Raw genomic sequence first — 22,664 nt, 5'->3', positions numbered from 1 at the left:
ACATCCGAACAAATGTCAAGATGCGCACAAAAAGACTCGTCGCGACAGCGGCACGAGCGTAGATCGGCGTCATAAACTGGAGGGTCTCATGGACAAAACCATCTCTACCGTGGCCGAAGCGGTCGCGGACATTCCCGATGGCGCACAGGTGATGATCGGCGGGTTCGGCGGCTCCGGCGCGCCGATCGAGCTGATCCACGCGCTGATCAACCGCTTCCGTGCCACGGGAAGCCCGAAAAACATCACCGTGATCAACAACAACGCGGGCAACGGCTACATCGGCATCGCCGCGATGATCAAGGCGGGCATGGTCAAGAAAATGATCTGTTCTTTCCCGCGCTCGTCCAACGCCGAGGCGTTCAACGAGAAATTCCTCGCTGGCGAAATCGAGCTGGAACTGGTGCCGCAGGGCACGCTCGCGGAACGCATCCGCGCCGCGGGGGCTGGCATCCCGGCGTTTTACACGCCGACATCCTTTGGCACAGAACTGGCCGAGGGCAAGCCGATCGAAGAGTTCGACGGCAAGATGTATGTGCGCGAGCGCTGGCTGAAGGCCGATTTCGCACTGATCAAAGGTCAGCAAGGCGACACGGTGGGCAATATGACCTACCGCATGGCGGGCCGGAACTTTAACCCGCTGATGGCGATGGCCGCCGCGAAAACCATCGCGCAGGTCAGCGAGTTGGGGGAACCGGGGTCGATTGATCCGCAACAGGTCATCACCCCCGGCATCTTCGTCGACGCGATTGTAGAAGTTACACAACCTCAACAAGAAGAAGTGCTCGTGCGCACCGGAGTGATCTATTGATGTCCGATTTCAACATTATGGCAGACAAGCTCTCCAACGCCCAAATCGCCTGGCGCGCCGCGCAAGACATCGAAGACGGCTCCTATGTGAACCTCGGCATCGGCTTTCCCGAAATGATCGCCAAGTTCCAACCCGAAGGCCGCGATGTCACCTATCACACCGAAAACGGCGTGTTGGGCTTTGGCAAAGCGCCTGCCGAGGGCGAGGAAGATTGGGATCTGATCAACGCCGGTAAAAAAGCGATCACGCTCAATCCGGGCGCGTCGTTTTTCCACCATGCCGACAGTTTCTCGATGGTTCGTGGCGGTCACTTGGACCTCGCGGTGCTGGGTGCTTATCAGGTGGCTCAGAACGGTGACCTCGCCAACTGGCGCGTGGGTTCCAAGGGCGTGCCTGCCGTGGGCGGCGCGATGGATCTGGTGCATGGCGCGAAACGCGTGGCCGTGGTCACCGATCACGTCACCAAAGACGGTGGGCCGAAACTGGTCGAGACCTGTACCTTCCCGCTCACCGGCGTGGGCTGTGTGACCCGTATCTATACCTCGCTCGCCGTGATCGACATCGAAGGTGGCAAGTTCATCCTGCGGGAGAAACTGTCGGGCCTCACGATGGAAGCGCTGCAAGCCGTCACCGGGGCGACGCTACACACGGACGGCGACGTTCTTGATCTGATTGTCCCGGAGGACCTGTGATGACCGAAGTTTACATCTGCGACTATATCCGCACGCCTGTGGGCCGTTACGGCGGCGCTTTGTCGAGCGTCCGCGCCGACGATCTGGGCGCTATCCCTTTGAAAGCCTTGGCGGAACGCAACCCGTCGATGGACCTTTCGGCGATTGACGATGTGATCTTCGGCTGCGCCAACCAGGCGGGCGAAGACAACCGCAACGTGGCGCGCATGTCGCTTTTGCTGGCAGGCTATCCGGACTCCGTGTCCGGCACGACGATGAACCGGCTTTGCGGTTCGGGCATGGATGCGATCATCGCGGGCGCACGCGCGATCAAAGCAGGCGAAGCCGATCTGATCATCGCGGGCGGCGTCGAGAGCATGTCCCGCGCGCCCTTCGTGATGCCGAAAGCGGAAACCGCCTTTTCGCGCGCGAACGCGATCTATGACACGACGATCGGCTGGCGGTTTGTCAACAAGCTGATGAAAGCGCAATACGGTGTGGATTCCATGCCGGAAACCGCCGAAAACGTCGCGGAGGATTTCAACATCTCCCGCGAAGATCAGGACCTGTTTGCGCTGCGCTCGCAGCAAAAAGCCGGGACCGCGATGGCCAACGGGCGTCTGGCGAAAGAGATCGTCCCGGTGGTGATCCCGCAGCGCAAAGGCGATCCGATTGTGGTCTCCGAGGACGAGCACCCGCGCCCGTCCACGACGCTTGAAGCGTTGCAAAAGCTGAAGACCTTTGTCAAAGCCGACGGCACCGTGACGGCGGGCAACTCCTCAGGTGTGAACGACGGGGCTGCGGCGCTGATCCTTGCCTCCAAGGAAGCGGCGGAGAAACACGGGCTGACACCCATCGCCAAGGTGCTTGGCGGGGCGGCGGCCGGGGTTGCGCCGCGGATCATGGGCTTTGGCCCTGCACCCGCGTCGAAAAAGCTGATGGCGCGTCTCGGCCTGAAGCAGGAAGACTTTGCGGTGATCGAGTTGAACGAAGCCTTTGCTTCGCAGGGCCTCGCGACGCTGCGCGATCTGGGCATTGCGGATGACGATCCGCGTGTGAACCCGAACGGCGGCGCGATCTCCATCGGCCACCCGCTCGGCATGTCCGGCGCGCGGATCACCGGCACGGCGATGTTGGAGCTAAAGCCGGGCGAGAAATCGCTCTCGACCATGTGCATTGGCGTGGGCCAAGGCATCGCGATTGCGCTCGAAGCGGTCTAAAGGAAACGTCAGCGGGCGGAGAAGTCCTTCGCCCGCCGATGCAACAGGCTTGCCAGAAAGTCTGCCGGGCTGTCGCGCGTGAAATCGAATTTCCGCGTCAGCCCCACCGCCCCCGTCAAATAATCCACGCCGAGATCGAGCGTCGCAAGACGGCCCTCCGACAGCTCGCGTTCGACCACGCCGCGCGAGATGAACCAGAGCATGTCGGAGCGCTCGACGAGCGGCAGACCGACCGGGCGCGCCACGGTTTCGAAGCGTACATTCACAGTTTGATCAAGCCCCGAGGCGATGAGATATTGCATCACCTGCTGGCGAATAATGGACCCGGGGTTGGGCAGGATCACGGGATAACGGCGCAGCGCCTCAACGGGCGAGAGCATCACCCCCGGATGATCCTTGCGTGCCACCAGATAGACGGTTTCGTCGTAGAGATATTCAAAGGACAGCCCGGTCATCTCCCGCGCGGGTGCCATCCGACCCACCACAAGATCGAGCCCGCCGGAGCGCATCCGGTCGATCAGATAGCGGTTGGGGCCGGTGATCACGGCAATGCGGGCATCCGGGCGCAGCTCGGAAAATTCCAGCGCCACGGCGGGAAACAACCCGCTCGCCACCGTCGGCAACACGCCGACCTTGACCACATCCATCCGCCCGCCGCCCGTCAGTGCCCGCACCCCAGCCTCAAGGCTTTGCAAGGACGACAGCGCATAGCGGCGAAACGCCTCGCCCGCAGGCGTCAAAACCGCCTGCCGCCCGGTGCGGGTGAACAGGTCTGTGCCCAACTGCGCCTCCAACTCGCCAATGGTTTTCGACAAGGCCGGTTGCGATACGTTCCGCGCCCGCGCCGCAGCCGAGATCGTGCCCGCTTCCGCCACCGCCAAAAACGCCTCCAGATGGCGGAGCTTCATGCCGTTTGGTATATTCATATGGTTATGCTTTTTGCATCATATTGTATTTTTCACATGAAAAACATTATGGCAAATTGAGAAAAAAGGAAGACAAGAATGCACGCACTGAAACGCGACTGGGGCACCATGCATGTGAGCCGCAAAGGCGGCACGGGTCCGGCTCTGGTGTTCATCAACTCGCTCGGCACCGATTTGCGCATGTGGGACGAGGTTTGCGGCCACCTGCCGAAAAGCTGGATCACCTTGCGCATGGACAAGCGGGGACATGGCCTCTCGGACACCGCCCCGGTTGGTTACGGCATCCCGGAGCTGGCCGAGGATGTGATGGCTGCGATGGACGATGCGGGGCTTGAAAGCGCCATTCTTGTCGGCTGCTCCATCGGCGGGCTGATCGCGCAGCATGTGGCTTTGATGGCGCCGGAAAAGGTGCAGGGGCTGGTGTTGTCGAACACCGCCTCGATGCTGGGGGCCGCCGAAGGGTGGCACGCGCGGATCGACGGGGTACGCGCGAATGGCATGGCGGCGATGGCCGAGGGCATTCTGCCGCGCTGGTTCGGCCCCAAGATGCTGGCCAATCCGAACGCGCCCCTGTGGCGCACGCTTTTGGCCCGCACCGATCAGGAGGGCTATATCGCCACCTGCGCCGCGATTGCGGGGACGGACATCACGGAGCGCTTGGGCGAGATCAGCCAGCCCGCGCTGGTCTTCGGCGGCAAACACGATCTGGCGACGCCGCCCGAGGTGGTTGAGGCGTTGGCGCGCAACCTGCCGCGCGCCGATCTGGTGATGTTTGAAGAGACCGGGCATTTGCCCGCCATCGAAGCGCCCGAAGCCTTTACGGAAGCGCTGGTGAAATTTGTGGAAAGGATCGCAGCATGAGCGAGAAATTCGATCAGGGCATGAAGACCCGTCGTGAAGTTCTGGGCGATGCCCATGTCGACCGGGCCGAAGCGGCGAAGACCGAATTCGATCTGCCGTTTCAGACGCTCATCACCGAAGGGGCCTGGGGGACTGTGTGGTCCTCGGACAAGATCTCGCGCCGGGAACGTTCGATGCTGACCATCGCGCTTTTGGCCGCGACCGGGAATTTTGAGGAAATTCCGATGCATATCCGTGCCACCGCACGCACGGGTGCGTCGAAAGACGATGTGGCGGAGGCGCTGCAACATGTGGCGGTCTACGCAGGCGTGCCGAAAGCGAACCATGCGCTCAAGCTCGCCAAGCAGACCTATGCGGAAATGGAGGAGACCCAATGACCAGCCTGATCACCGATCAGGGCCCGCTGATCCCGCGCAACCGCGCGATCCACCCGGAGCCCTATGACCCGAATTACAAGACATCCGTGTCGCGTTCGCCGAACCTGCCGCTTTTGTCGATGGAAAGCTCGCCGTCCGAAGAGACCGGCCCGACCTTCGGTCACAACAAACTCGGTGCGCTCGACAACAACCTGATCCTGAACTGGACCAAGGGCGCGGCCCCCGCCGTGGGTGAACGCATCCTGATGCACGGTCGGGTTCTGGACGAAAACAATCGTCCGGTGCCGAACACGCTGATCGAGATTTGGCAGGCCAACGCGGGCGGGCGCTATCGTCACAAGAAAGACACCTATTTCGCGCCGCTCGACCCGAATTTCGGCGGTTGCGGCCGGACCATCACCGATGAGAACGGCTATTACGAATTCCTGACCGTGCGTCCGGGTGCCTACCCCTGGCCGAACCGCGCGAACGACTGGCGTCCGATGCACATCCACGTTTCGGTCTATGGTCACAGCTTTGGCCAGCGCCTGATCACCCAGATGTATTTCGAGGGCGATCCGCTGATCAATCACTGCCCGATCGCCGCAACGATCAAGGATCGCAGCTCGCTCGACCGTCTGGTCGCGCCGCTCGATTTCTCGAAATCGCGCCCGCTCGATTTCCTCGCCTATAAATTCGACATCGTGCTGCGCGGTCGCCGCCAGACCATGTTCGAGAACAAGCTGGAGGGCATGTGAGATGACCCAGAAACTTGATGTTTTGCAAGAAACCGCGTCCCAGACGGCGGGCCCCTACGTCCATATCGGCTTGATGCCGACCTATGCGGGCAATGGCGGCTATTACGAGGAAGAGATCGGCACGACGCCCTTCCATGACGAAAGCAAGGCCAAGGGCGAGATCATCGAGATCGTCGGCTCGGTGTTCGATGGCACCGGCTGGGCGCTGCGCGATGCTCTGATCGAGAGCTGGCAATGCGACGCGGCGGGCATGTTCCCCGGCGCAGAGGGGGCCGATCCGGCCTTTACCGGGCATTGTCGGTTTGCCGCCGATGCAGTGACGGGTGAGTTTACGCTTCGGACCGTGAAACCCGGTTCTTACAAGGGCCGTGGTGGCGTTGAGAGCGCGCCGCATATCTCGCTTTGGGTCGTGGCCCGTGGCATCAACATCGGTCTCAACACCCGGATTTATTTCGAGGACGAGAACAACGATGACGATCCGCTTTTGAAGCGCATCGAACAGCGTCCGCGCGTCAACACTCTGATCGCGAAGAAGACCGGAGACGGCAAATACCGCTTCGACATCCGCCTTCAGGGGCAGGACGAGACCGTATTTCTCGATCTGTAAGACTTGCACAAAATCAACTATAAGGGGCGGCAGAGACCGCCCCTTTGGCTATTGATAAGGACAAATCCGATGAGCCTTTCCGTTTTCGATCACCCTTGGCTGTCCGGTCTTTTCGGCGATCCGGAGATGGCGGCGATCCTCGCGCCCGAGCGCCAGATGGCGCATATGCTGGCGTTTGAGGCGGCATGGTCGCGGGCCTGTGGCAAGGCAGGGCTGTTCGATGCGGCGAAGGCGGAAGAGGCCGCGCTGGCGATTGAGACCGCGCAGATTGACTTGGCCGATATTGCCACCGGGATGGCCCAAGATGGCGTGCCGATCCCGCGTCTGGTGAAACAGTTGAAAGCCATTGCCCCCGCCGAAGCCCTGCACAAGGGGGCGACCTCGCAAGATGTGGTGGACACGGCGATGATCCTCTCGCTGCGGGAAGCGTCTTTCCTGATTGCCGGGCGGTTGATGGAGTTGGAAACCCATCTGAAAGCGGTTGAAGCCCGGTTTGGAGATGCGCCACTGATGGGACGCACCCGGATGCAGGCGGCGACCGAGATGACCGTGCGGGACCGTGTTTTGGCGTGGCGCCTGCCGATAGCCGATCACCTCAAAACGCTCGACCAGAAACGCGCCGATGTTGAAAAAGTGCAAATTGGCGGAGCCTCGGGGGACCGCAAAGCACTTGGAGACAAGGCCGATTTTGTGGTGGCTGAGGTGGCGAAAACACTGGGCCTCGCGCCGACGGACAAGACCTGGCAAACCATGCGACACGGGATTGCGGGCTATGCCTCTTTCCTGTCTCTCGTGACCGGATCTTTGGGGAAAATCGGGCAGGACATTGCCCTCATGGCGCAGCAAGGCATTGAAACCGTGTCGATTTCCGGCGCGGGTGGATCGTCGGCGATGCCGCATAAACAAAACCCGGTGTCCGCCGAGCTCTTGGTCACTCTCGCCCGGTTCAACGCCACGCAGGTCAGCGCCATGCATCATGCGGTGGTCCATGAACAGGAACGCTCCGGCGCCGCGTGGAGCCTTGAGTGGATGGTCCTGCCACAGATGCTGATGGCCACGGGGCGGTCGCTCTCCATGGCCATCGAACTCATTCAAAACATTCAGAGATTGGGCGATCCGGCGTAACCCGCCGGACCTTCTTCACCTCAGAACGGAAGACCGATGTAATTCTCGCCCAGATCGCGCCGCGCGGTCTCCGATGTGGCAAGGTGGTTCAGAGTCGCCTTGCGCATCTGCTCCGCAAAGGCGTCTTCGCCGTCGAAACGGTGCAGCATGGTCGTCATTTGCCAGCTGAACCGCATCGCCTTCCAAATCCGCGCCAGCGCACGAGTGGAATATTCGTCGATGCCAGTCGTCTTGCCCTTCACCGCGTCGATCAGCGCCGTGTAGAGATAGTACACGTCGGAGGCCGCCAAGTTCAGCCCCTTCGCCCCGGTCGGCGGCACGATATGCGCGCTGTCGCCCACGAGGAAAAGATTGCCCCAGCGCAGTGGCTCAGAGACGAAGGACCTGAGCGGCGCGATGCTCTTTTCAATCGACGGCCCGGTGACGAGACGGCTCGCGGCCTCCGACGGAATACGGCGCGAGAACTCGTCCCAGAACCGCTGATCCGACCAATCCTCGACCTTATCGGTGAGCGGCACCTGCACATAATAGCGCACCAGATTCTCATTGCGCATCGAGGCCAGCGCGAAACCGTGGCGGGAATTTGAATAGATCAGCTCGTCATTGACCGGCGGGGTTTCCGACAGAATCCCAAGCCAACCAAAGGGATAGACGCGCTCGAACTCCCGACGTTTCTCTTCGGGAATGGTCTTGCGCGACACGCCGTGGAACCCATCGCAGCCCGCCACATAAAGGCACTCAAGCCGCTTGCGCGTGCCCTCATGGGTAAATTCGACAACAGATTTCGCCTGATCGAGATCGTGAATTTCTACGTCGGACACCTCATGCAGCACGGTCGTGCCCATGGCGTCCTGCGCATTGTACAAATCCGTCGTCACCTCGGTCTGGCCGTAAACCATGACCTGTTTGCCGGTCAGCTCTTTGAAGTCGATGTGCACCATCAACTCCTCGTCGGTCAGGTAACAGCCGTCATGCGGAATGCCCTCCGCCTCCATTCGCGCACCAACCCCCGCCTCACGGAGCAATTCGACAGTGCCCCATTCGAGGATGCCTGCGCGGATACGGGCCAGAACATGCGCGCGGGTGGACCGTTCGAGAATGACGGTCTCGATGCCCGCTTGGTTCAAAAGCTGCGACAAAAGCAGGCCGGATGGGCCGCCGCCAATGATGGCGACCTGGGTGGTCAAAGTGGTCATATGCGTCTCCTCCGATTTGAGAAGACTTTAAAACGCATGTCCCGAGATCGGAATGGACCCGCCCGGCAATGAATGGTACTTTTCCGGCATGAGTGAGATCAGCCAAATCCCCGCCTTCAACCTCTTTGGCGAAACCAGCGCCTTCCCGGACGTGATCCATTGCGAGCGCATCTTTGATCGGGCGCGGCTGCACGGTTGGAAAATCTCTCCGCATCGGCATCACCAGATGGCGCAGGTGTTTCACATTGAAACGGGCTTTGCGCAGGTCACGCTGGACGGATCTGAAAGCACATTGAAAAACGGTGAATTTCTCTATGTTCCACCGAAAATTGTGCATGGGTTTACCTTTGACAAGGGCACTGAAGGGCTTGTGCTGTCGCTGCCCTCTCCCGTGGTGCAGCGTCTCGGACCGCAATCGCAACCTCTGACGGCGTGGCTCAACAGCACGCATCACACGCCCCTCTCCGACACAGCCAGAGGGCTCTTATCTCAGATTGCACTCTTCCATGATAAATCTGGTATATTTCGCGCACAGAGGCTTGTCGCCTTTTCGCATGCGCTCTTGGTGACATTGGCGGAAGACAGCGCCCAGATCGACACTCCGGACCAAGATCAGACGCGGCAAATGCAGCAACTGGACGCCTTGATCGCCGATCACATGACAGAGGGCTGGAGTGCCACGGATTATGCCCGCGCGCTGCACATGACCGCCGGTCATTTAAACCGGATCGTGCGGCGCGACAGCGGGGTGACACTGACCGAATATCTCGAAACCGCGGTGATGACGGAGGCCTGTCGCCACCTCGCCTTTACGCGCCTGCCGGTGGCAGAGGTGGGCTATCGGCTGGGCTACACGGACCCGCCGTATTTCTCCCGCCGCTTCCGGGCGCGCATGGGGGAGACCCCCACGGCCTATCGCGCCCGGGTCGCGGGAGATCTTTAAGCGCTGAGCGGCAAACGCACCGGCAGAGGACGCCGCGCCACGCGTTTGGCGAGACGGATCATCTCCGCCGCGCCCGTCGCGGCGAGTTTGCACCAGACCGCGCGGAACAGGACTTCGCCGGTCAACGCCATGAAATCATGAGCTTTCTCGACAGCCTGCTCCGCCATGCCTGCGCGCGCGTCTTGCCATTCGGACAAAAGCGAGAGGCAGTCGGGATCGCCGGAGGCCAGCTCTTCGACCAGTTTCGCAAAGGCCTCTGGCCCCTCCGCCGCACGCAAACCACGGGTCGCAAGCGCCACCGCATGGATGCCATTTGCGCCTTCGTAGATCGAGGTGATCCGCGCATCGCGCCAGGTTTGAGACACTCGGTATTCGGTCAGATAGCCGTAGCCACCCAGCACCTGAATGCCGAGATCGGCGGCATGAATGCCCGCCTCGGTGCAGAAGACCTTGCAGATCGGCGTCAGGAAATCGACCAGCGCGCGATTCTGACCGAGGGTCAGTTCGGCCATGGTCAGATAGGTCATCGCGCGGGCACCGAGCGCGAGGGATTTCTGTTCGTCCAACATGCGCTGCACGTCCGGGTGATCGGCAAGCAAGGCCTCTGTTCCGTCGGCTTTGCGGCCTTGCTTACGCTCGGCAGCATAGTCCGCCGCGATGTGATACGCGCGCGACGCATGGGCCACGCCTTGCAGCGACACATCGAGCCGGGCGTGGTTCATCATGGTGAACATCGCCATCAGCCCCGCGCCCTCGTCCCCGATCAACTCGGCCTCTGCGCCATCGAAAGCCAATTGGCAGGTCGGCGAGGCATGGAGGCCCAGCTTTTCCTCGATCCGCGTCACGGTGACCGCGTTCCGCGTGCCTTCCACCTCGGAGGGACAGAGGAACAGCGACAGGCCTTTGACACCATCGCCGCCCGTGCGCGCAAGCACCAGATGCAGCACGTCTTCGGACATGTCCTGATCGCCACCGGAGATGAAAATTTTCTCCCCCTCGATCCGCCAGCTGTCGCCCGAAGGCGTGGCTTTGGTGCGGATACGAGAGAGATCGGAGCCCGCGCCCGGTTCGGTCAGGCACATTGTGGAGAGCGTCTCGCCCGCCGCAAGACGTGGAATCCAATGCTGTTTTTGCGCATCAGAACCGAATTTCATCAGCGTCGAAATGGCGCCCGGTACGAGGTTGCAGACCATCTGCATCGCGTGGTTGGCGCCGGAGAAAATTTCTGAGACGCCCGCCGCCAAAAGCGCGTTCTGCCCCATGCCGCCGAACTCCTCGGGGGCTGTGAGGCCTTGCCATCCGCCCTCCGCGAGCTGGGTGTAGGCGTCTTTAAAACCGTCGGGCATGGTGACACGGCCCTCGGAAAGGGTGCACCCCTGCGCGTCGCCCGGCTCGTCCAGAGGCGCGATGACTCCCTCGGCGAAGGAGGCGAAATGACCAAGGATGCCCTCAGCCAACTCCGCGTCCCACTCGGGCAGACGATCCGCCCCGGCCACATGGCGCAGGCAGAAGAGGATGTCATCGAGCGGCGCTTTGAACGGCGTCATTCGGAGACCCCCAAAAGCTGCATGGCGTTTTCCTTGAGGATCAGCGGGCGGACCTCGTCGCGGAAGTCGGCCTTGTCGAAGGCATCCAGCCATTTCTCCGGCGCGATCATCGGCCAGTCGGAGCCGAAGAGCATCTTATGCTTCAGCATCGTGTTGGCATAGCGCACGAGGATCGGCGGGAAGTATTTCGGCGACCAGCCGGAGAGGTCTATATAGACATTGGGCTTGTGGGTCGCGACCGACAGGGCCTCTTCCTGCCACGGGAAGGACGGGTGGGCGAGGATGATCGGCATGTCGGGAAAATCCACCGCCAAGTCGTCCATATACATCGGGTTCGAATATTTGAGCCGCATGCCGTTGCCGCCCTTCATGCCCGATCCGACGCCGGTCTGGCCGGTGTGAAACAGCGCGGGCTTGCCGGCCTCGGCGATGGCCTCGTAGAGCACATAGGCCGAACGGTCGTTGGGGTAGAAGCCTTGCATCGTCGGGTGGAATTTAAAGCCCTGAATGCCGTGGTTCTCGACCAGATCGCGCGCCTCGCGCGCGCCCAATTTGCCCTTGGCCGGGTCGATGGAGGCGAAGGGAATGAGGATGTCCGAATGTTTGGCGCAGGCCTCGGCGACCTCATAGTTGTTGTAGCGGCGATAGCCGGTTTCGCGTTCGGCATCGACCGGGAAGATCACGGCGGCGATATTTTTCTCGCGGTAGTGCGCGGCGGTTTCGTCGATGGTGGGCGGGTGCGACCAGGGTGCGCCGAAATATTTCGCCATCGCGGATTGCAGATCGTCATAGCCGTCATCGTGGTGACAGCCACAGGCCTCTTCGGCATGGGTGTGAAAATCAATCGCTCTGACTTTGGAGAAATCTACCATATTTCAATTCCTTACACGCGGATGAGGGCCGGATCTTCGTTGTCGTAGAGACGTTCGAGAAGATCAGCGCGGCGGGTGATGACCTTGCGGGTGTTGATCGAGCCCTTGTCGGTGATCTCCCCGTCTTTGACGGAGGGCGGCTCGGCGAGAATGATGGCGCGGGCAATGCGCTTGGCGGAGCCGGAGGCGGCGCGGGCCATTTTGCGCAAGACGTGGTGAATCTCGGCCTGAAGATGTTCGTCGATCACGGCCCCCTCGGAGCAGTTGTCGCCATGGACGTGATCCGGGCGTGGGAAGACGAAAAGGCCGATTTCACCCCGGTCGTGACCACAGACCACGACGTCGAGCACGAGACCGCGCAGAGCCTCCAAAGCATCGAGACGCAGCTTGCCCGCCTGCACCCATGTGCCGGTCAGCAATTTGAAATCCTCGGACACGCGGCCGTCGAAGACGAGGCCCCGATCAGGATCATCGGCATCGAGGAATTTCACCGCATCGCCGGTGATGAAAAACCCTTCGTCGTCAAAGGCCTCGGCGCTCTTCTCCGGATCGTTGAGATAGCCGGGCATGACATTTGGGCCACGCACGCGGATCTCGCAGCGCATGTCGGCGTCGGGGATGAGTTTCACCTCAACACCGGGGATCGGCACGCCGATGACGCCGGAGCGGCCGATATGTTCGTGCACCATGACGTTGGCGGGCGCGGTCTCGGTGAGGCCCCAAGACGAGATCATCAGGGGCAGACGCCCGCGCACTTCCATCGCCATTTCTTCGAGCCGGGTCCAAATGTCTTGCGGCAGCGACGCGCCGGCATAGAACAGCATGTCGAGGTCTTTGAAATAGGCCTCACGCAGCGCCATGTTGTGTTCCATCTCATGCACCAGCATCGAGAAACCCACCGGCACGTTGAAGGCGAAATTGCCCGGCTTGTCGGTGATGTTGTCGATCGTGTGCTGGAACAGCGCCTTCGTCGGCTTGCCGTTGTCGATGTAGAAGGAGCCGCCATGCAGGAGCATCATGTTGACGTTGTGCGAGCCGCCGAACACGTGGTTCCAAGGCAGCCAGTCGACGATGCGTGGCGGGCGTTCTTTGGTGAAGGGCAGAACGGAGGCCATTTGCGCCTGATTGGCACACATCATGCGCTGGGTGGTCATCACGCCTTTCGGATCGGACGAAGAGCCGGAGGTGAAAAGGATTTTCGCCAGCGTATCCGGGCCGACCGATGCGTGCACGGCAGACAGGTCCACGCCCGCATCCCCCTTGAGAAGCTCGGACAGGGGGGTAACCGGGCGTGGCGCGCCCTCCGGGAGAGAGGCCACGATTTCGATCCCGTCGAGATCGGGAAGGGCAAGCGCCTTGGCATAGCGCGCGGCATCGTCGACGAAGGCCATTTTGGGCTTCGTCTTGTTGATCGCGTATTGCAGACGGAAATGCGCTTCTTCGATCAGGGAATATTGTTCGGCCAGAGGCACGGTGGGCACGCCCGCCCATTGCGCGGCGAAGGAGATCAGCGCGTGATCGACCGAATTGCCGGACATGATCAGGATCGGCGTCGCCTCATTTAGACCGCGCGCGGCGAGAGACGAAGCGATGGCTTTGATCTGTGCGAGCACCTCGGCATAGCCCAGCTCGCGCCAGCCCGCGCCGGAGCGTTCGGCGAGGAAAACGGCATCGGGGCGCTCGACGGCCCATTTCTCTAACCACACGCCGGTGTGGTCGACGACCGGATCGAGCGGGATGTTGGACGTCAGGATGAAATCCTCCGCGCGCCGCTCCATCCGAACCGAATGGGGCGCAATGGTCAGCCCCGTGATCGTATCTTTCATGCGTTCCTCCCTTGGCCTTTGCGGCCCTTGTCTCCTGGCCTGCCGCGCTCCTCCGCGCGGGCGGCCGTTACCTTCGCCGGACCCGTCGCAGAAGCGCGCGCAGCGTGCTGCGCTCTTCCGGTGTCAGATCCCGGAGCAGAGCATCCTCATGCGCCTGCACGGCGCGCTCCGCCTCCTGCCATTTCGCCTCGCCCGCCTCCGTGGTGCGCAGCGCATATTGCCGCCGGTCGCCCTCCACACGTCCGCGCTCGATCAGATCGGCGCTCTCCAACTCGTCCACCAGAACCACCACGCCGGAGCGTTCGATATAAAGCGCCTCGGCGAGGCGGCTCTGGGAGATGTCGGGGTTTTCGTGAATGATCGCGAGCGCGGAAAACGAGGTCATCCGCAACCCAAGCGGCTCCAGAACCGTTGCCAGATCCTCCCGCACGGTCAGAAAGGCGCGCTTCATCGTGTAGCCCACGAATTGCCGCAGCTTCTGATCCGTGATCACCGTATCCTTGTCGATTTTGCTCATGTGTCTGTCCTCAGTTCGCCACCAGATCCACAAGCCAATAGCTCAGCACGGGGAAGCTCACCAGAATGACGATCCGGAAGGCCTCCGCCACGATGAAGGGCATGGTGCCGCGAAAGATCTGTGCCGTCGGGATGTCCCTGGCCATCGAGGAGATGACGAAGAGGTTCATGCCCACCGGCGGCGTGATCAGCCCGACCTCGACCACCACCAGAGAGATGATGCCGAACCACATGGCCTGTTGTTCCGGCATCAGGCCGAAATCGAGCGCCATGATGGTGGGGAAGAACACCGGGACGGTCAAAAGGATCATCGAGAGGCTGTCCATGACGCAGCCCATGATCAGGTAGAACAGGATGATACCCAGAAGGATCACGATCGGGGCCACATCGGCCTGCCCGAAATAGGCGGCGACATCGGCGGGCATTTGCGACAGAGCGAGCGCCACGTTGAAAATATCCGCGCCGAAGACGATGGCAAAGATCATCGCGGTCGAGCCCGCAGTGTCGATCAGGCAATCGAGGATGGCGCGGGCGTTCAGCCCCTTGGTCAGAAGCCCGGTCACGAGCATCAGGACGACACCGACGGAGGCCCCCTCGGCCGGTGTAAAGAACCCGCCGTAGATGCCGCCCAGCACGACGATGAAGATCGCGACGACATGCCAGATGTCTTTGAGCGCCTTCATCCGTTGGGCAAAGCTCGCGGGTTCGTGGGTCGGGCCTTCTTCGGGAAAAAGGCGGACATAGACCGCGATGGCGATGCAAAATCCGATGACCGCAAGCGTGCCGGGGATAGTGGCCGCGAGGAACAGTTTGACGATGTTCTGTTCGGTCAGCAGCGCGTAGATGATCAGCACTACGGAGGGCGGGATCAGGATGCCGAGCGTGCCGCCCGCCGCCAGAGAGCCGGAGGCCAGAGCGCCCGAGTAGCCATGCTTGCGCATCTCCGGCAGCGCCACACGGGCCATGGTCGAGGCGGTCGCCAGAGACGACCCCGAAATGGAGCCGAACATCGCACAGCCCGCCACAGAGGCCATCGCAAGCCCGCCGCGCAAATGGCCGATCCAGGCGTTCGACGCGGCGAAGATCGCAGCCGAGATGCCGGAGCGGGTGGCAAGATGCCCCATGAGGATGAACAAAGGCACGATGGCCAGTTCATAGGACATGAACTTGTCGACCCAGGCCGTATTGAAATAGGCCATCAAAGCCCAAGGCGAGGCAAGAGTGACATAGCCCACCGCCCCCACAAGCCCCATGCCCAGCGCAATCGGCATCCGCGCGAAGATCAGCGCCAGAAGGGCCACGACCATGATAATGGCAATCGTCAAAGGCTCCATCAGCGCACCTCCAGCGCGCGAAACGCGCCGCTCATCATCGGCAGGGATTGCAGCAAAGCAACCACGGCGGAGAGACCCATGCCAAAGATCGCGGGCAGGTAGACCATCCAGACGGGCGCGCGCAAAAGCATCGTGCGGTCGCCATAGTCATGCATCTCCGCCATACCCAGCGAGAGACGCCATGTGACGAATGCCCAGCAGGCGGCAAAGATCAGGGTCCAGACGCCATCGAAGCGGCGTTGGGTGATGGGTTTCAACCAGAGAGTGAAGAGATCGACCATGACATGGCCCTTGTTGAATTGGCAGAGCGGCAGGAACAGCGAGGCGCAGGCGGCGCAGGCCAGTTCCACCAGCTCGAAATCGCCGCGAATGCCGCCAAACCCGAGGTTGCGCATCACGACCGAGAGGGTAACGGTCAGAGAAGCGGCAAAAATCACCGCGCCGCCGATCCCCGCCGAGGTCAGGCAGACCGCGCGGAGGAGAAGAAACAGGGGGGGGTGCTCCCCCTGCTCGTCGTCGTTATGAAGCCGCTCGGCCATGGCTCAGCCCTGCGCGTCGAGAAGTTCGTTGGCGCGCGCCACGATGGCCGCACCGTCGTGACCCGCTTTGTTCAGCTTTTCGACCCAAGTGTCGTAGATCGGCTGGGCCATCTCGCGCCATTTCTCGATTTCCGCCGCCGGGATGGTGTGGATCTCGTTACCCTGCTTCTCGACGACCGAACGACCAAAAGCCTCGAACTCATCGAACTGCGCGCCGAGACGGCGGGACAGATCGGGGCCGGAATGATCGTCAATCACCTTGCGCAGATCGTCGGACAGGCCCTCATATTTGCGCTCGTTCATGACGAGGGCAAAGGTGTTGCAATAGACGCCGCGCCCGCCCGCTTCGGGTTCGTTGGTCACGGACGTCAGTTCCTGCAATTTGAAAGCCGGCACCACCTCATAGGGCAGACAGCAGCCGTCGATCACACCGTTCGACAGGCCCACAACCATCTCGGTCACCGGGAAGAACACGGTTTCGGCGCCCATCAGCGTCAGCATCTCGCCGGTCGCCTGATTGGGCGCGCGGAGTTTGAGACCCTTGAGGTCCTCGACCGTGTTGATCTTCTGACCACGGGTGTGGAATTTGCCACCGTCATGGGTGTGGAAGGCCAAGGGTTTCAGCCCCTTGTATTCGTTCTGGCCGAACTCCTGCATGAGCTGATCCATCGCGACGGAGGTCTTTTCGGCATTCGTCACCATGAACGGCAGCGCGAAGGTTTCGGCCACCGGGAAACGATCCGGCGTATAGACCGGCAGGGTCCAGGAGATGTCCGCGATGCCTTGGCGCGCCTGATCGGCGAGCTGGGGCGGTTTGCCGCCGAGCTGCATCGAGGGGAACATCTGAAATTCGATCGCACCATTCGAGGCGTCGGAGATTTCCTTGGCCCAGACATCGAAGAACCGGGTCTGCATCGGCGCAACGCCCGGCAGGAAGTGGGCCACGCGCAGCGTCACCTCGGCGGCGTGGGCTTTTTTGAGAAAGGCCGGGGTCGCGAGAGCCGCGCCCATGGTGGCCAGCGCCGTGCGGCGTGTCATCGTCGTCATGTGTAATCCTCCCAAATCATGACATGCGCCCGTGTTACGGGTCTTGTTTTTTGTTGGTGCGGGCGGCCTCCTCACCGCCACGCACGTCACCGAAAGACCGGTTAACGGAAGACCGGCGTGCGTTTTTCCAAGAAGGCCTTGAGCCCCTCTTCGGCATCGGCACTGGTTTGCGACACGGCGGCGCACATGCTTTCCATGAACAGACCGTCGGCCTTCGCCATATCCTCGATCCGGCTGATCGCCTGGATCATCATGTAATTCGACAGGGTGGCGTTCCTGGCGATCTTGGCCGCCAGATCGCGCGCCAGAGCCATCGCCTCGCCTTCGCCCACGGCATAATGCGTGAGCCCCAGCGCCAGCCCCTCGTCGGCATTGTATTTGCGCCCGGTGAGCATCATCTCGCACATCCGGTCCGCTCCAAGGATACGCCCCACACGGACGGTCGCACCGCCGCCGACAAAGATGCCACGCATCCCCTCGGGCAGTTGGAAGATGGTCGAGGGCTCGGCGATGCGCACATGGGTCGCGGAGGCCATTTCAAGCCCGCCGCCGATGACGGCGCCGAACATGGCGGAGATCACCGGCAGGCCGCCGAACTGGATTTTCTCCATCACGGAATGCCAGTTGCGCGAGTGGCGCATGGTGCCCTCGGCATTGCGGGCAACATGTTCGGACAGATCGAGGCCCGAGCAATAATGCCCCTCGGTGCCGGTCAGGATCACCACGCGCACGCCTTCCGGGGGCGCGGAGAAAAAGCCGTCGATGGCGTCGAGCAACTCGTCGCACATTGCGTTGCGCTTGCCGGGGCGGTTCATGGTCAGGGTGGCAATCGGCCCTTCGATCTCGATTTTGAGGATCTCGCTGGTCATTGTCTTGGTCTCTTATTTGATCGGCATACGCGCGGCGGCGTCGAGGCGAATGATGGTCCCGTTCAGCATCGGGTTTTCGACGATGGCCTGCACAAGGCGGGCATATTCATCCGGGTCGCCCATCCGCGAGGGATAGGGCACGTTTTGCAGAATATCGGCGCGGATGTCGTCGGGAAGGCCTGCGCTCATCGCGGTTTCGAACAGACCCGGCGCAATCGCCATGACGCGAATGCCGAACCGGGCCAACTCGCGCGCTGCGGGCAAAGTCATCGAGGCCACGCCGCCTTTCGAGGCGGAATAGGCCGCCTGCCCGATCTGGCCGTCTTCGAAGGCCACAGACGAGGTGTTGACGATCACACCGCGCGCGCCGTCTTCGTCCACCGGATCGGCCTTGGCCATGGCCCGCGCCGCGATGTTCATCACCGCGTAAGTGCCCAGAAGATTGACGTTCAGCGCCTTGGCGAATGTGTCGATGGTGAGCGAGCCGTCGCGCGGCAGGATACGCGCCGCCGTGCCGATCCCGGCGCAGGACACCACTATGCGGGGCGTGCCCATCTCTGCTTCGATCTGTGCGAATGTGGCCTCGACCGCCGCCGGATCGCTGACGTCTACGGCATAGCCTTGGCCGCCGATTTCACCTGCGCCGCGCGCTGCGGATGCGCCCGACAGGTCGAGAACGGCAACTTTTGCCCCCTGTTCCGCCAGACGCTTTGCCGTCGCGAAACCGAGCCCGCTGCCCGCGCCGGTGACGGCTGCGACAAGCCCTTCGATCTTCATGAATGTTCCTCCCGTTTGAGAGAAACATGTCGCAGGATAATTGTTCTGTCAATGAACAATTAAATAGGTGATCTATCTCGCAGATGCAACACACCGGGCGCGCAGGAATTCCCCGAAAAACAAAAAGCCCGCACCAAAAGGCACGGGCATATCGGGTCGGGTGCGCTGCGATGCAGCAGCGGAGATCAGACTTTCTTTTCGAGAATCAGCGGTGCGCGCGACAGGTGATTGCCCCCGTCCGCGGCCTTTGCCGCAAGCCGCAGGAAGTCTTCGCGCTCTTCGGGTGTCAGGCCAGAGAGGATCTCGTCCTGAAATCCGCGCACCACCGGGATCATCTCATCGAGCAGCGCCTGCCCCACCTCCGTCAAGGACACGAGCCGCGCCCGCCGGTCCGTTTCGCAAACCGACCGCAGGATCAGCCCCTTCCCCTCGAGTCGATCAAGCACACCGCCGATGGTCGCCCGGTCATAGGCGATCAATTCGGCCAGACGCGCCTGCTCAATGCCCGGATGGGCGCGGATCGCGTTCAGGGCGGCGAATTGCACTGACGTCATGGTCTGCCCCTGCGCCTTCATCCGCTCGGTAAAGACGGACATGGAAATCTGATTCAGACGACGAATCAGATGTCCCGCCATGTTGTGAATTTCGAGTGCCATGTGTGTCCTTTCCCTGCCCCTGCGGCGCATTTCTCCCCAATGCCTTAACTCCGTGACACAGGTCAATAATAAGCATGCTTACAGAATTGACTCAGATCAATAGTAAGTATACACATTATTGTGGCGCAACGGGAGTGCGCCCGGAGACAAATGGAGGAGCTCACATGAATCTTAAGGCCAAATTGTTCGGCACCATCGCCGCCGCAACCATCGCCACCGTGACCGCAACGTCCGCTTTCGCACAGGATGTCACGCTGATCCTGCACCATTTCCTACCGCCGGTGTCCAACGCCCATAAGGTGATGCTCGAACCCTGGGCCGAGAAGGTCAAAGCCGACAGCGATGGTCGCATCGACGTTCAGATTTACCCGTCGATGTCGATGGGCGGCAAACCGGGCGAGCTTTACGGTCAGGTCCGCGATGGCACCGCCGACATCGTCTGGACGCTTCTGGGCTATACGCCGGGCGTGTTCCCGCGCACCGAAGTGTTCGAACTGCCGACCGTGCACAAAGGCTCCGCCACCGACACGACCATTGCGCTTAACGCTTCGCTCGATCTTCTGGCCGAGGATTTCAAAGACATTCACGTCCTGTTCCTCCACGCCAATGACGGCAACCTGATCCATTCCGGCAGCAAGGAAGTCACCACCTTCGAGGACGTCGCGGGCATGAAGCTGCGCACACCGGGTCGAACCGGCGCCTGGCTGATCGAAGCACTCGGCGCAGAGCCGGTGAGCCTGCCGGTTCCGGCCGTGCCCGAAGCCATGTCCAAGGGCGTGATCGACGGCGCGATGACCACCTATGAGATCGTGCCTGCGCTGAAACTTCAGGAACTCGACAAATACACCGCCGAGCTTCCGGACGGCGACCGTTTCGGCACCGCCGTCTTCATGGTGGCGATGAACAAGGACGTTTACGAAGACCTGCCCGACGATCTGAAAGCGGTGATCGACGCCAATTCCGGCATGAATGTCGCTGCCGAGATCGGCGCGATGTGGGAAGGTTTCGAAGAGGACGGCACCTCGGCGCTCGACGCAGCCGGTGTGACCCGCAATGTCTTCTCCGCCGAAGAAGCCGCAAAGTTCAACACCGCTGGTGAACAGGTTGTCGCGCGCTGGGTCGATGAGGTCACGGCGAAAGGCATCGACGGCGCTGGTCTTGTCGACGCCGCACGTGCCGCGATCGCTGCGGCGCATACCGAATAACGACCCTCAGAGTCGTCCAGGACCGGAGAGGCGGGTCGCACCCGTCTCTCCCCCATAACCCCGAAACACGCACCCAATACCGGGAGGCATGCTATGTACGCTGTTGTCACGCGTCTGGCAGATTTCTTTGCCATGCTTGGAGGCGCCATCCTCTTTGTCATCGTTCTGGTCACCACCACGAACACAGGCGCTTTCATTCTCGATCGTATCGTCGGCCCGTTTGGCCTCAATGTCTCCGGCCTTCCCGGCTATGAAGATTTCGTTCAGCTCGCCATTTCCGGCGCAGCTCTGATGTTCTTTCCCTTCACCCAAGCCTCGCGCGGCCATGTGGCCGTCGATCTTTTCGTCGCCAATGCACCGATGCCGGTGAAATGGCTTCTGGACCGCATGTGGCTCACGCTCACCGCCGGTGTCGCGCTGTTTCTCGCCTGGTGGATGGTGCAGGGCATGCTGGAAGTGCGCTCCGACGCCGTCGAGGCCGGTGTGCTGGGCTGGCCGATCTGGCCGTTCTACATCCCCGGCATCGCCGCCATGATCCTTTGGGCCATCGTGTCCGTCAGCCAGATGTTCGGAGACGCACGCTATGCTTGATCTCATCACCATCGGGCCCATCCAAATTGGAGTTGTTGGCCTCGTCATTCTTTTCGGCCTTCTGATCCTGCGCATGCCCGTCGGCATCGCGATGATCATCGTCGGCATCGGCGGCACCTATGCGCTGTCTCTGGCCCTGCCCTATGTCCGGTTTGTGCCCTATATCCGGCAGTTCAAGACGCTCTTGTGGGAGAACGTCGCAAGCTATGACCTCTCGGTCGTGCCGCTCTTCGTTCTGATGGGCTACATCGCCGCCGAGGCGCGGCTCTCGTCGGACCTGTTCAAAGGTCTCGAAGCCCTGCTGTCGCGTCTCAGAGGCGGCGTGGCCATGGCGGCGATTGCGGCCTGCGGCGGATTTGGCGCGGTCTGCGGCTCCTCGCTCGCAACCGCTGCGACCATGGGCAAAGTGGCCCTGCCGGAGCTCAAGGCGCTTGGCTACAAGGACCGCCTCTCTGCGGGCGCACTGGCAGCAGGCGGCACGCTCGGCATCCTGATCCCGCCGTCCGTGGCGCTGGTGATCTATGCGATCATCGTTGAGGGTTCGATCCTCAAGATGTTCCAGGCCGCTGTTCTGCCGGGTCTTCTGGCCGTGTTGTCCTTCATCGGCGTGATCGCCATTCTGGTGCGGGTGAACCCGTCTCTGGCCCCCGAACCGCGCCCGATGGAACGCGAAGAGCGCAACCGCGCGCTCAAACGCCTCGTCCCCGTGATCGCCATCTTCGGCGCGATCATCCTCGGCCTCGGTTTCGGTCTTTTCACCCCCACCCCCGCCGCCTCCATCGGCGTGTTCCTGATCGCGATCTACGGGTTCATCCTGCGGGCGCGCACCGGCGAAGGGCTGAACTGGGACGGCATGAAGCGCGCGCTCCACGCCACCGCGATCACGTCGGGCATGATCTACCTGATCCTGTTCGGCGCCGAAGTGCTCAAGGGCTTCTTCACCCGCTCCGGCCTGCCGCAGGCGCTGTCCGAATGGGCGGCGAACTCGGGCATGGACCCGATGCTGGTGCTGATCCTGATGCTCGTGGCCTTCGTGATCCTCGGCTGTTTCATGGAAAGCCTCGCGATGATCCTCGTGGTGGTGCCGTTCTTCTGGCCGACGCTGATCGCGATGAATGGCGGCGAATATGTCACCGCCGACATGGCCGCCTTTGGCATGACCAACGAGGATCTGAAAATCTGGTTCGGCATCCTCGCCCTCATTGTCGTCGAGCTTGGGCTGATCACCCCGCCCGTGGGCCTCAACGTCTTTATCATCTCCTCGCTCGCCAAGGACACGCCCATGTCCACCGTCTTCCGCGGTGTCATGCCCTTCCTCGGCTCCGAGGTCATCCGTGTGGGCCTGATCATTTTCATCCCCGCCCTCACCCTCACCATTCCACGCCTCATTGGCGGCTGACATAAGGAGACACTT

General features: G+C 61.7%; 24 protein-coding genes. 12 read left to right on the top strand and 12 right to left on the bottom strand.

Going from position 1 to position 22,664, the window contains the following annotated elements; all coding sequences use genetic code 11:
* Window positions 1-88 precede the first annotated feature (88 nt).
* The 3 genes from CEW89_RS18740 to pcaF are packed head-to-tail and all read left to right on the top strand — an operon-like array spanning window position 89 to window position 2,699.
* Window positions 89-808 (top strand): 3-oxoacid CoA-transferase subunit A, encoded by a 720-nt coding sequence (locus tag CEW89_RS18740; RefSeq protein ID WP_096806931.1) that lies wholly within the window; start codon window positions 89-91, stop codon window positions 806-808.
* Entirely contained in the window at window positions 808-1,500 is a 693-nt protein-coding gene (locus CEW89_RS18735) for a 3-oxoacid CoA-transferase subunit B (RefSeq protein ID WP_096806930.1), read from the top strand. The genes CEW89_RS18740 and CEW89_RS18735 overlap by 1 nt, the downstream gene beginning before the upstream one ends.
* Complete coding sequence (gene pcaF / locus CEW89_RS18730) at window positions 1,500-2,699, top strand: 3-oxoadipyl-CoA thiolase (RefSeq protein ID WP_096806929.1); 1,200 nt, start codon at window positions 1,500-1,502, stop codon at window positions 2,697-2,699. Before CEW89_RS18735 ends, pcaF begins: the two co-directional genes overlap by 1 nt.
* A gap of 8 nt (window positions 2,700-2,707) precedes the next feature.
* On the opposite strand, the gene CEW89_RS18725 is transcribed toward pcaF, so the two are convergent.
* Window positions 2,708-3,625, bottom strand: coding sequence for a LysR substrate-binding domain-containing protein (locus CEW89_RS18725; RefSeq protein WP_096806928.1), 918 nt, complete (start codon window positions 3,623-3,625; stop codon window positions 2,708-2,710).
* A 78-nt stretch (window positions 3,626-3,703) separates the two neighbouring features.
* Here CEW89_RS18725 and pcaD point away from each other — a divergent pair, with 78 nt between their 5' ends.
* The 5 genes from pcaD (at window position 3,704) to CEW89_RS18700 (ending at window position 7,332) form a co-directional block, all read left to right on the top strand.
* Window positions 3,704-4,486, top strand: a complete 783-nt coding sequence (gene pcaD / locus CEW89_RS18720; protein WP_096806927.1) for a 3-oxoadipate enol-lactonase — start codon at window positions 3,704-3,706, stop codon at window positions 4,484-4,486.
* On the top strand, window positions 4,483-4,863 hold the full coding sequence (pcaC, locus tag CEW89_RS18715) for a 4-carboxymuconolactone decarboxylase (protein ID WP_066708508.1): 381 nt from the start codon (window positions 4,483-4,485) through the stop codon (window positions 4,861-4,863). The genes pcaD and pcaC overlap by 4 nt, the downstream gene beginning before the upstream one ends.
* Window positions 4,860-5,600 carry a protocatechuate 3,4-dioxygenase subunit beta gene (gene pcaH, locus CEW89_RS18710; protein WP_198403458.1) on the top strand — a complete coding sequence of 247 codons (741 nt, stop codon included), beginning with the start codon at window positions 4,860-4,862 and terminating at the stop codon, window positions 5,598-5,600. The genes pcaC and pcaH overlap by 4 nt, the downstream gene beginning before the upstream one ends.
* Window position 5,601: 1 nt before the next feature.
* The gene (gene pcaG, locus CEW89_RS18705; protein ID WP_096806926.1) at window positions 5,602-6,207 is read left to right on the top strand and encodes a protocatechuate 3,4-dioxygenase subunit alpha; all 606 of its coding nucleotides are present in this window, start codon (window positions 5,602-5,604) and stop codon (window positions 6,205-6,207) included.
* A gap of 69 nt (window positions 6,208-6,276) precedes the next feature.
* Window positions 6,277-7,332, top strand: coding sequence for a 3-carboxy-cis,cis-muconate cycloisomerase (locus CEW89_RS18700; RefSeq protein ID WP_096806925.1), 1,056 nt, complete (start codon window positions 6,277-6,279; stop codon window positions 7,330-7,332).
* A gap of 20 nt (window positions 7,333-7,352) precedes the next feature.
* Here the strand turns inward: CEW89_RS18700 and pobA are convergent, their stop codons facing one another.
* On the bottom strand, window positions 7,353-8,528 hold the full coding sequence (gene pobA, locus CEW89_RS18695; RefSeq protein WP_096806924.1) for a 4-hydroxybenzoate 3-monooxygenase: 1,176 nt from the start codon (window positions 8,526-8,528) through the stop codon (window positions 7,353-7,355).
* A gap of 88 nt (window positions 8,529-8,616) precedes the next feature.
* On the opposite strand from pobA, the gene CEW89_RS18690 reads away from it, so the two are divergent.
* The gene (locus tag CEW89_RS18690; RefSeq protein ID WP_096807302.1) at window positions 8,617-9,471 is read left to right on the top strand and encodes a helix-turn-helix domain-containing protein; all 855 of its coding nucleotides are present in this window, start codon (window positions 8,617-8,619) and stop codon (window positions 9,469-9,471) included.
* On the opposite strand, the gene CEW89_RS18685 is transcribed toward CEW89_RS18690, so the two are convergent.
* From CEW89_RS18685 to CEW89_RS18640, 10 genes are all read right to left on the bottom strand, one after another.
* A complete protein-coding gene (locus CEW89_RS18685; protein ID WP_096806923.1) occupies window positions 9,468-11,018 on the bottom strand; it encodes an acyl-CoA dehydrogenase family protein in 1,551 nt (516 codons plus the stop codon). The two genes, CEW89_RS18690 and CEW89_RS18685, sit on opposite strands and share 4 nt — an antisense overlap.
* Window positions 11,015-11,890: an amidohydrolase family protein gene (locus CEW89_RS18680; protein ID WP_096806922.1), complete on the bottom strand. Its 876-nt coding sequence runs from the start codon at window positions 11,888-11,890 to the stop codon at window positions 11,015-11,017. Before CEW89_RS18680 ends, CEW89_RS18685 begins: the two co-directional genes overlap by 4 nt.
* An 11-nt stretch (window positions 11,891-11,901) precedes the next feature.
* Window positions 11,902-13,716: a feruloyl-CoA synthase gene (locus CEW89_RS18675; protein WP_096806921.1), complete on the bottom strand. Its 1,815-nt coding sequence runs from the start codon at window positions 13,714-13,716 to the stop codon at window positions 11,902-11,904.
* Between the two features lie 67 nt (window positions 13,717-13,783).
* Window positions 13,784-14,233 carry a MarR family winged helix-turn-helix transcriptional regulator gene (locus CEW89_RS18670; protein ID WP_066708477.1) on the bottom strand — a complete coding sequence of 150 codons (450 nt, stop codon included), beginning with the start codon at window positions 14,231-14,233 and terminating at the stop codon, window positions 13,784-13,786.
* A 10-nt stretch (window positions 14,234-14,243) separates the two neighbouring features.
* Window positions 14,244-15,566, bottom strand: coding sequence for a TRAP transporter large permease (locus CEW89_RS18665; RefSeq protein WP_066708474.1), 1,323 nt, complete (start codon window positions 15,564-15,566; stop codon window positions 14,244-14,246).
* Window positions 15,566-16,105 (bottom strand): TRAP transporter small permease, encoded by a 540-nt coding sequence (locus CEW89_RS18660; RefSeq protein WP_096806920.1) that lies wholly within the window; start codon window positions 16,103-16,105, stop codon window positions 15,566-15,568. Before CEW89_RS18660 ends, CEW89_RS18665 begins: the two co-directional genes overlap by 1 nt.
* A 3-nt stretch (window positions 16,106-16,108) precedes the next feature.
* Window positions 16,109-17,152, bottom strand: a complete 1,044-nt coding sequence (locus tag CEW89_RS18655; protein WP_244906102.1) for a TRAP transporter substrate-binding protein — start codon at window positions 17,150-17,152, stop codon at window positions 16,109-16,111.
* A gap of 101 nt (window positions 17,153-17,253) precedes the next feature.
* Window positions 17,254-18,021 carry a crotonase/enoyl-CoA hydratase family protein gene (locus tag CEW89_RS18650; protein ID WP_096806919.1) on the bottom strand — a complete coding sequence of 256 codons (768 nt, stop codon included), beginning with the start codon at window positions 18,019-18,021 and terminating at the stop codon, window positions 17,254-17,256.
* A gap of 12 nt (window positions 18,022-18,033) precedes the next feature.
* Window positions 18,034-18,798 (bottom strand): SDR family NAD(P)-dependent oxidoreductase, encoded by a 765-nt coding sequence (locus CEW89_RS18645; RefSeq protein ID WP_096806918.1) that lies wholly within the window; start codon window positions 18,796-18,798, stop codon window positions 18,034-18,036.
* Between the two features lie 185 nt (window positions 18,799-18,983).
* Window positions 18,984-19,454 (bottom strand): MarR family winged helix-turn-helix transcriptional regulator, encoded by a 471-nt coding sequence (locus CEW89_RS18640; protein ID WP_066708462.1) that lies wholly within the window; start codon window positions 19,452-19,454, stop codon window positions 18,984-18,986.
* 164 nt (window positions 19,455-19,618) lie between these two features.
* Here CEW89_RS18640 and CEW89_RS18635 point away from each other — a divergent pair, with 164 nt between their 5' ends.
* The 3 genes from CEW89_RS18635 to CEW89_RS18625 all read left to right on the top strand — a co-directional run bounded on the left by CEW89_RS18635 (window position 19,619) and on the right by CEW89_RS18625 (window position 22,649).
* On the top strand, window positions 19,619-20,659 hold the full coding sequence (locus CEW89_RS18635) for a TRAP transporter substrate-binding protein (RefSeq protein WP_096806917.1): 1,041 nt from the start codon (window positions 19,619-19,621) through the stop codon (window positions 20,657-20,659).
* A 93-nt stretch (window positions 20,660-20,752) separates the two neighbouring features.
* Window positions 20,753-21,250, top strand: coding sequence for a TRAP transporter small permease (locus CEW89_RS18630; RefSeq protein ID WP_096806916.1), 498 nt, complete (start codon window positions 20,753-20,755; stop codon window positions 21,248-21,250).
* Window positions 21,243-22,649, top strand: a complete 1,407-nt coding sequence (locus CEW89_RS18625) for a TRAP transporter large permease (RefSeq protein WP_096806915.1) — start codon at window positions 21,243-21,245, stop codon at window positions 22,647-22,649. Before CEW89_RS18630 ends, CEW89_RS18625 begins: the two co-directional genes overlap by 8 nt.
* The last annotated feature ends 15 nt before the right edge of the window (window positions 22,650-22,664 follow it).

Source organism: Celeribacter ethanolicus, from assembly GCF_002407265.1.
Lineage (GTDB): Bacteria > Pseudomonadota > Alphaproteobacteria > Rhodobacterales > Rhodobacteraceae > Celeribacter > Celeribacter ethanolicus.
This window is presented reverse-complemented; position numbering and strand designations above follow the sequence as displayed.

Coding starts and splice junctions, on each gene's coding strand:
- pobA (WP_096806924.1), bottom strand. CDS start 8,528: ATGACCACTTTGACCACCCAGGTCGCCATCATTGGCGGCGGCCCATCC.
- pcaC (WP_066708508.1), top strand. CDS start 4,483: ATGAGCGAGAAATTCGATCAGGGCATGAAGACCCGTCGTGAAGTTCTG.
- CEW89_RS18670 (WP_066708477.1), bottom strand. CDS start 14,233: ATGAGCAAAATCGACAAGGATACGGTGATCACGGATCAGAAGCTGCGG.
- CEW89_RS18630 (WP_096806916.1), top strand. CDS start 20,753: ATGTACGCTGTTGTCACGCGTCTGGCAGATTTCTTTGCCATGCTTGGA.
- CEW89_RS18635 (WP_096806917.1), top strand. CDS start 19,619: ATGAATCTTAAGGCCAAATTGTTCGGCACCATCGCCGCCGCAACCATC.
- CEW89_RS18655 (WP_244906102.1), bottom strand. CDS start 17,152: ATGACGACGATGACACGCCGCACGGCGCTGGCCACCATGGGCGCGGCT.
- pcaD (WP_096806927.1), top strand. CDS start 3,704: ATGCACGCACTGAAACGCGACTGGGGCACCATGCATGTGAGCCGCAAA.
- CEW89_RS18725 (WP_096806928.1), bottom strand. CDS start 3,625: ATGAATATACCAAACGGCATGAAGCTCCGCCATCTGGAGGCGTTTTTG.
- pcaF (WP_096806929.1), top strand. CDS start 1,500: ATGACCGAAGTTTACATCTGCGACTATATCCGCACGCCTGTGGGCCGT.
- CEW89_RS18700 (WP_096806925.1), top strand. CDS start 6,277: ATGAGCCTTTCCGTTTTCGATCACCCTTGGCTGTCCGGTCTTTTCGGC.
- CEW89_RS18690 (WP_096807302.1), top strand. CDS start 8,617: ATGAGTGAGATCAGCCAAATCCCCGCCTTCAACCTCTTTGGCGAAACC.
- CEW89_RS18665 (WP_066708474.1), bottom strand. CDS start 15,566: ATGGAGCCTTTGACGATTGCCATTATCATGGTCGTGGCCCTTCTGGCG.
- CEW89_RS18675 (WP_096806921.1), bottom strand. CDS start 13,716: ATGAAAGATACGATCACGGGGCTGACCATTGCGCCCCATTCGGTTCGG.
- pcaG (WP_096806926.1), top strand. CDS start 5,602: ATGACCCAGAAACTTGATGTTTTGCAAGAAACCGCGTCCCAGACGGCG.
- CEW89_RS18735 (WP_096806930.1), top strand. CDS start 808: ATGTCCGATTTCAACATTATGGCAGACAAGCTCTCCAACGCCCAAATC.
- CEW89_RS18625 (WP_096806915.1), top strand. CDS start 21,243: ATGCTTGATCTCATCACCATCGGGCCCATCCAAATTGGAGTTGTTGGC.
- CEW89_RS18640 (WP_066708462.1), bottom strand. CDS start 19,454: ATGGCACTCGAAATTCACAACATGGCGGGACATCTGATTCGTCGTCTG.
- CEW89_RS18680 (WP_096806922.1), bottom strand. CDS start 11,890: ATGGTAGATTTCTCCAAAGTCAGAGCGATTGATTTTCACACCCATGCC.
- CEW89_RS18685 (WP_096806923.1), bottom strand. CDS start 11,018: ATGACGCCGTTCAAAGCGCCGCTCGATGACATCCTCTTCTGCCTGCGC.
- CEW89_RS18660 (WP_096806920.1), bottom strand. CDS start 16,105: ATGGCCGAGCGGCTTCATAACGACGACGAGCAGGGGGAGCACCCCCCC.
- CEW89_RS18740 (WP_096806931.1), top strand. CDS start 89: ATGGACAAAACCATCTCTACCGTGGCCGAAGCGGTCGCGGACATTCCC.
- CEW89_RS18650 (WP_096806919.1), bottom strand. CDS start 18,021: ATGACCAGCGAGATCCTCAAAATCGAGATCGAAGGGCCGATTGCCACC.
- CEW89_RS18645 (WP_096806918.1), bottom strand. CDS start 18,798: ATGAAGATCGAAGGGCTTGTCGCAGCCGTCACCGGCGCGGGCAGCGGG.
- pcaH (WP_198403458.1), top strand. CDS start 4,860: ATGACCAGCCTGATCACCGATCAGGGCCCGCTGATCCCGCGCAACCGC.